5 protein-coding genes are annotated in these 6,790 nt (G+C 67.1%); 2 read left to right on the top strand and 3 right to left on the bottom strand.

The features are described 5' to 3' along the window. Positions 1-429 (top strand): L,D-transpeptidase (locus GX015_RS05815; RefSeq protein WP_291343517.1); only part of this gene is annotated, 429 nt, incomplete at its 5' end. 87 nt (positions 430-516) lie between these two features. Here the strand turns inward: GX015_RS05815 and GX015_RS05810 are convergent. Together GX015_RS05810 and pta are read right to left on the bottom strand one after the other, a co-directional pair. Continuing rightward, positions 517-1,713, bottom strand: a complete 1,197-nt coding sequence (locus GX015_RS05810) for an acetate kinase (protein WP_291343514.1) — start codon at positions 1,711-1,713, stop codon at positions 517-519. Positions 1,714-1,716: 3 nt separating this feature from the next. Next, a complete protein-coding gene (gene pta, locus GX015_RS05805) occupies positions 1,717-3,030 on the bottom strand; it encodes a phosphate acetyltransferase (protein WP_291343519.1) in 1,314 nt (437 codons plus the stop codon). Between the two features lie 524 nt (positions 3,031-3,554). On the opposite strand from pta, the gene GX015_RS05800 reads away from it, so the two are divergent. Beyond that, positions 3,555-4,919 carry an FAD-dependent oxidoreductase gene (locus tag GX015_RS05800; protein WP_291343512.1) on the top strand — a complete coding sequence of 455 codons (1,365 nt, stop codon included), beginning with the start codon at positions 3,555-3,557 and terminating at the stop codon, positions 4,917-4,919. Positions 4,920-4,999: 80 nt separating this feature from the next. Here the strand turns inward: GX015_RS05800 and GX015_RS05795 are convergent, their stop codons facing one another. Next, a complete protein-coding gene (locus GX015_RS05795; protein ID WP_291343510.1) occupies positions 5,000-6,619 on the bottom strand; it encodes an HNH endonuclease signature motif containing protein in 1,620 nt (539 codons plus the stop codon). Between the last annotated feature and the right edge of the window lie 171 nt (positions 6,620-6,790).

The following is a 6,790-nucleotide window of genomic DNA, read 5'->3' as shown; positions in this document are numbered from 1 at the left end:
CCGGCCCCGGCCCCGGCCCCGGCCCCGGCCCCCGAGCAGGCCCCGGCCCCGCAGGAGCGCGCCGCCGACCTGCCGCCGGAGTCCCCCTGCCCGGACACCGCCCGCGCCTGCGTCGACCTCTCCGGCAACCGCACCTGGCTGCAGCAGGACGGCAAGCTGCTCTACGGCCCGACCGTCATGTCCCACGGCAAGCCCGGCCAGGAGACCCCGAAGGGCACCTTCACCGTGACCCGCAAGGTCAAGGACGAGATCTCCTACGAGTTCAACAACGCCCCGATGCCGTACGCCGTGTACTTCACCAACAACGGCCACGCCTTCCACCAGGGCACCACCGACACCCAGTCGGCCGGCTGCGTCCGCCTGAACCCGGATGCCGCCAAGTTCTTCTTCGAGAACCTCCAGGTCGGCGACGTCGTCTACATCTACTAGGACCTCGAGCAGAGCGTCGCCAAGCGAAAAACCCGCCGGAAGAAATTCCGGCGGGTTTTCGCGTGTCCCGCGTCCGAATCCGGGGAACTACTCGGCGTACGCCATGGCGTACTGGGCGATGGCGAGCTCCTCGTTGGTGGGCACGACCATCACCGTGACGGTGGAGTCGTCCGTCGAAATGACGCGCGGGCCGTCGTTCGGGCCGGCATTGCGCTCCGGGTCGATCTTGATGCCGAAGTTCTCCAGCTCCGCCATCGAGTCGCGGCGGATGCCCACGTGGTTCTCGCCGACGCCGGCGGTGAACGTGATGGCGTCCAGGCGGCCCAGGATGAGCATGTAGGAGCCGATGTAGCGGCGCAGCTGGTGCACGTACATCTGGTAGGCGGCCCAGGCGTCCGGGTCGTTGTCGTCCATGCGCTCCTGCAGGATGCGGAAGTCGTTGACGCCGGAGACGCCCTTCAGGCCGGACTGGCGGTTGCACAGGTTGTCGATCTCGTCGATCGACATGCCGTTGCGGTACAGGTGGAAGATGATGCCCGGGTCGATGTCGCCGGTGCGAGTGCCCATCATCAGGCCGGCCAGCGGCGTCATGCCCATGGACGTGTCGACGGCCTGGCCGCCGCGCACGGCGGCGCAGGACGCGCCATTGCCCAGGTGCAGCGTGATCTGGTTGACCTCGCGCGGGTCCTTGCCCAGCAGCTCCGGGACCTGGCCCGACACGTACTCGTGGCTGGTGCCGTGGAAGCCGTAGCGGCGGATGTCGTGCTCCGCGGCGACTTCGGCGTTGATCGGGTACAGCGCGGCGGCCGGCGGCATGTCGTGGAAGAAGCCGGTGTCGAAGACGGCGACGTGCGGCACGTCCGGCAGCAGCTTGCGGGCTTCCTCGATGCCGACGATGTTCGCCGGGTTGTGCAGCGGCGCCAGCGGGATGAGGTCGCGGATCATCTCGACGATCTGGTCGTCGATCAGCTGCGGCTTGGAGAACAGCTTGCCGCCGTGGACGACGCGGTGGCCCACCGCGGCGATCTCCACCGAGTGCGGGCCGCAGCCGTTGTCGTCCATGAGCTGGAAGGCCTTGTCCAGGCCGTCGGCGTGGTCGGAGATCGGCTCGGTGACCTCGATCTTCTCCCCGCCGACCTTGAGCACGATGGTGCCGTTCTCCTCGCCGATGCGCTCGACGAGGCCGGAGACGTAGGGCGGCTCGGCGGCGTCCCTGGACGGGTCGACGAGCTGGAACTTGATGGACGAGGATCCGGAATTGACTACGAGGGCGTGACGCGACATGGCTTAGTTTCCTCCTGCCTGGATGGCGGTGATGGCGACGGTGTTCACGATGTCGGCGACCGTCGCGCCGCGCGACAGGTCGTTGACCGGCTTGTTCAGGCCCTGGAGGATGGGTCCGATGGCGAGTGCGCCGCCGCAGCGCTGGGCGATCTTGTAGCCGATGTTGCCGGCGTCGAGATCGGGGAACACGAAGACGGTGGCCTTGCCGGCCACGGCCGAGCCCGGCATCTTCTTCTTCGCGGTGGAGGGCGAGATGGCCGCGTCGAACTGGAGCGGGCCGTCGACGGCCAGATCCGGGTCGAGCTCGCGGGCCTTGGCCAGGCCGGCCTTGACGCGGTCGACGTCCTCGCCGGTGCCGGACTCGCCGGTGGAGTAGGACATCATGGCCACGCGCGGCTCGATGCCGAAGTTGGCGGCGGTCTCGGCGGAGACCACCGCGATCTCGCCGAGCTGCTCCGGCGTCGGCTTCGGCAGCACCGCGCAGTCGGCGAAGCCCCACAGGCGATCGTCCATGACCATGAGGAACAGCGACGACACCGTCGAGGCGCCCGGCTTGGTCTTGATGATCTGGAACGACGGCTTGATGGTGTGCGCCGTCGTGTTCGCCGCGCCGGAGACCATTCCGTCGGCGAGTCCCTTGTGGATCATCATGGTGGCGAAGTAGGAGATGTCGTTCATGGTCTCCCGCGCCTCGTCGAGGGTGATGCCCTTCGACTTGCGCAGCTCCGCGAACTCCTCGGCGAACGCGTCGAGGTGCTCCGAGGTGGCCGGGTCCATCAGCGCCGCCTTGGACAGGTCGAGGCTGAGGACGCGGGCGCGATCCTTGATGAACTCCGGGTCGCCCAGGATGGTCAGGTCGCAGATGTCGGAGGCCAGCAGCTCGTTGGCGGCGATGAGGATGCGGTCGTCCTCGCCCTCCGGCAGCACGATGTGGCGGCGGTTCTCCTTCGCCTGCTGCAGCAGCCACCACTGGAAGCGCTGCGGTGTCATGATCACCGGGACCGGGGCGAAGACGGCGGACTTCAGCGCGTCGGCGTCGTCAAGCGAAACCACCGGCACGTCGAGCTTCGGGGCCTTGTCCACCTGCCCGGTGAGCACGACGGCCAGCGGCGCGGCGTAGCGGGCGCGGAGCTCGGCGACGGCCATGCGGATGCGGGTCAGGGCCGCATCATCGGAGCAGCCCTCGCCGTCGGCGACGAGGATGACGCCGGAACCGGTGACGGCGGCGACGCGGGCGTCGAAGTCCAGGTTGCCGGTGGCGGTGAGGATCATCGGCTGCTCGCCGGAGGCGCGCTCGGCCTCGACGGCGGTGACGATCTGCCCGAGGGCGTGGTCGGGGTTGCCCACGACCTCGTCCGCGGTGGCGCCCCCGGGGCCGCCGACCGTGTGCACCAGGCGGGCGCCGCCGAGTGCGGAGGACACCGCCTCGATCACCTCGCGGTGGTCTCCGGCCTGATCGACGGAGGTGACCAGCACTGCGGTGGTGGCGTTCGAATTCTCGCTCACGGTTTGTGTCCTTTCCGATGCGCCGGGCTGGGCGCACGCCTGTGGACCCGGCTCCGACTCGCTCGGCGAGTCCCGGGGATCAGTGAGTCTTGGTTCATTCTCTGCCCGAATTGTGAGTCACCTTACATACCGGGCGCAATGGCGAATCCTTCTCGGGTACCCCTGTAAGCCAAACTACCGCCGGAAACCCGCACGTGTCACGCGCCCCACGTGACCAGGCTCACACTTTAAAACGGTACGGGTTAGGTTCACCTCACCCAACATGGAGGTTCTCAGGTGGCCCCATTACTATGGTGCGGAAATCCCTCCACCGAGAAGAGCAGGTTCAACTCAGCATGTCCCGTCCCCTTCGCGTCGCCATCATCGGTTCCGGCCCCGCCGGCGTCTACGCCTCCGATGCCCTGATGAAGTCCGGGCGCGAGGTCAGCATCGACTTGTACGAGAAGATGCCCGCGCCGTTCGGCCTGATCCGCTACGGCGTGGCGCCGGATCACCCGCGCATCAAGGGCATCATCAAAAGCCTGCACCGGGTGCTGGACAAGCCCGAGGTCCGGTTGATCGCCAACGTCGAGTTCGGCGAGGACGTCACGCTCGACGAGCTCAAGGAGCTTTACGACGCCGTCGTGTTCGCGACCGGCGCCGTCGGCGACCGCGACCTGGACATCCCCGGCGCGGACCTCGACGGGCACCACGGCGCCGGCGAGTTCGTCGGCTTCTACGACGGCAATCCGCTGTTCAAGCGCGATTGGGACCTGTCCGCCGAGTCCGTCGCCGTCGTCGGCGTGGGCAACGTCGGCCTGGACGTCGCCCGCATCCTGGCGAAGACGGGCGATGAGCTGCACGTCACCGAGATCCCGGACAACGTGTACGAGACCCTGCGCACCAACAAGGCCCGCGAGGTCCACGTGTTCGGCCGCCGCGGCCCTGCGCAGGCGAAGTTCACCCCGTTGGAGCTGAAGGAGCTGGATCACTCCCCGACCATCGAGGTCGTGGTGAATCCGGAGGACATCGATTACGACGCCGTGTCGGAGTCGAGCCGCCGCGAGTCGAAGATCGTGGACCAGGTCTGCTCGATCATCGAGAATTACGCGATCCGCGACCCGAAGGGCGCGCCGCACAAGCTGTTCATCCACTTCTTCGAGTCTCCGGTGGAGATCCTCGGCGAGGACGGCAAGGTGTCGGGCATCCGCACCGAGCGCATGGAGCTCGACGGCAACGGCGGCGTCCGCGGCACCGGCGAGTTCACCGATTGGCCGGTCGGTGCGGTGTACCGCGCCGTCGGTTACCGCTCGGACGCACTGCCGGGCATTCCGTTCGATGACCGCAAGGCCGTCATCCCCAATGCCGGCGGCCGCGTCCTCGACGGCGCAGAGGAGGGTGCCGACCACATCACCGGCCTGTACACCACCGGTTGGGTCAAGCGTGGCCCGGTCGGCCTGATCGGCAACACCAAGGGCGACGCCAATGAGACGGTCGCGAACCTGCTGGAGGATTACGACGCCGGCAATACTTTCGCCCCGTCGAAGCCCGGCGAGGATGAGGCCCTGGCGTTCCTGGAGTCCAAGGGCGTCCCCTTCGTGACCTGGGACGGCTGGTACTCCCTCGACGCCGCCGAGCGGAAGCTGGGCGAGGCCGAGGGCCGCGAGCGCAAGAAGATCGTCGAGTGGGACGAGATGGTCGAGGCGGCCCGCGGCGAGTAGGGCCGCTCCCGCCCATTCCCGCCGTGTTGCCCGCATCTCTGGAAACGGATTGCCGGGCTTCTTTGGCCGAAACGGGATCGCTAGAACGGGATTGAGGGATCCGGCCCCAGCGGCGCCGGCGGCTTCGGAACCATCGACCAGTTTGTGTCGAGGTTCGCCCGACGACACGTCGGCCCCTCGCTTCCCCAGCGCCAGACCCCTCCCGCCGGCACCGACTGCCGCGACCACAGCTCATCATCGACCGTCGGCCACCCGTCATCGGCGGCGTCGGCCAGTGCCATCGCTTCGGCTGCAGTGGCGGGGTCGGTGGAGTTGATCGGCCCCGCTATGAAGTCCGCCAGCTCCTCTTCGTAATGCCTGGTTTCCCGGGCATGCTTGCGCAGTGCCGCATCGATCTCGGCTTGCCTCAACACCTCGGCTGCATCGGCTTCGGCGCGAAGCTTCTCTTCGTTGTCCCGGTGGATCGTCGACGCCACCCGCGTCGCCCGCTGATCGAAGGTCTGCCGCTTCACATGCGCGACCGGCCCATGCGGAACCGTCGTGGCAAATGCTGCGCCGGTGTGATCGACCCACGTCACCGACCCATCGTCATGCATGACTGCGCGCCAGTGCTTGCTGGTCTTGAGGTTGTGGTGGTGCTGGCATAGGCACTGCAAATTCCATGTGGCCGTCACGCCGAGATTGTTCTCGCCGTCCCCGGCGATGAACGCCGTGCCTCCACCTGAATCTCCGCCTGATCCCTTGCCGATGACCATGCCGGGCGCCCCGCGGATCGAATCTGCCGCGTCGTAGTTGATGACATGGTCGATCTGGCACCGATGCGCCGGGACATCACACCCCGGAAACCGGCACCCACCATCACGACCACGCACACGGGCCTTCTGCGCGTCGGTGGGAACATATCCGCCGGTCTGCGAATCCGACGACAGCCGCACCTCGTGGGCCCGGGCCAACCACTCCTTGGACACCAGGTTCGACAACCAGCCGGCACCGTCGAGCCAGACTTGGAGGGTGTTCTCGTCGGCGTCACCGTCGACGTAGATGTTCATGCTCACTTTCGCCCCTGCGAAGTCGCCGCGGGCCATGGCCATCATGGCGTCGGCCAGGGAGCAGTCCTGCCCGGCTTTGATCTTCGCGTCGCGGATGGCGCGGACGGTGGCGTCGAACTCCGCCAACCTGTCCTTGCGCAGGATGGCGTACAGCTCGCCGTACTCGCTGGGGTACTCGTTGTCGACGCTGTACGACTCGCCCTTGATCGGCTTGGTCTCGTCTTCGTCGGGTGGGGTGGAGATGGGTTCGATCTTCTCCACGATCCGGCGGAGCTCCCGGGCGAAGACGAAGGGGCCGGGCAGGGCCTGGAAGTCCTTGTTGGGGGTCAGGTAGTCGAGGAACTTCCGCTCCACCTCGCCGATGTTGTCGTCCGTCACGGCGACGATGGCACCGGCGATGGTCCGCAGCCGTTCATGCGGCAGCGCACCTGATCTGCAGAACTCACAGACCTTGGGCATGCGCCGCAGCATGACGCCGACATCGCAGTAACCCACCGACCGGCGCTTGCCGGCGCCGATGCGGGTGCCGATCGCCGCCACATGGGAGTCGACGTCGGCATTGCCGGCCGGTGCCACGGCGATGGAGAGTTCCAGCTCTGCGATATTGCGGGCACGGGCGAAGTTGGTCGCCGGTTCATCACGTTCGGTCACCCACCTCTTGCGCGGTGGCGGTTGTTCTTCGGTGTCTTCGTGTACGTCATGGTCGAATGCCATGTCGATTCCCCCGGGAATGCGAGTACGGATCAAAACTGCATTGTCATGTGATCGCTGGAGCTGATCTGCCATCGAAGCGGGCCACACCCCTGGCCCGCACCTTCTACT

The organism is Corynebacterium sp. (assembly GCF_012837295.1).
GTDB lineage: Bacteria > Actinomycetota > Actinomycetes > Mycobacteriales > Mycobacteriaceae > Corynebacterium.
This window is presented reverse-complemented; position numbering and strand designations above follow the sequence as displayed.

What these genes read in the sequence shown, in the direction of transcription:
- GX015_RS05800 (WP_291343512.1), top strand. Translation starts at nt 3,555, where the DNA reads ATGTCCCGTCCCCTTCGCGTCGCCATCATCGGTTCCGGCCCCGCCGGC.
- GX015_RS05810 (WP_291343514.1), bottom strand. Translation starts at nt 1,713, where the DNA reads ATGTCGCGTCACGCCCTCGTAGTCAATTCCGGATCCTCGTCCATCAAG.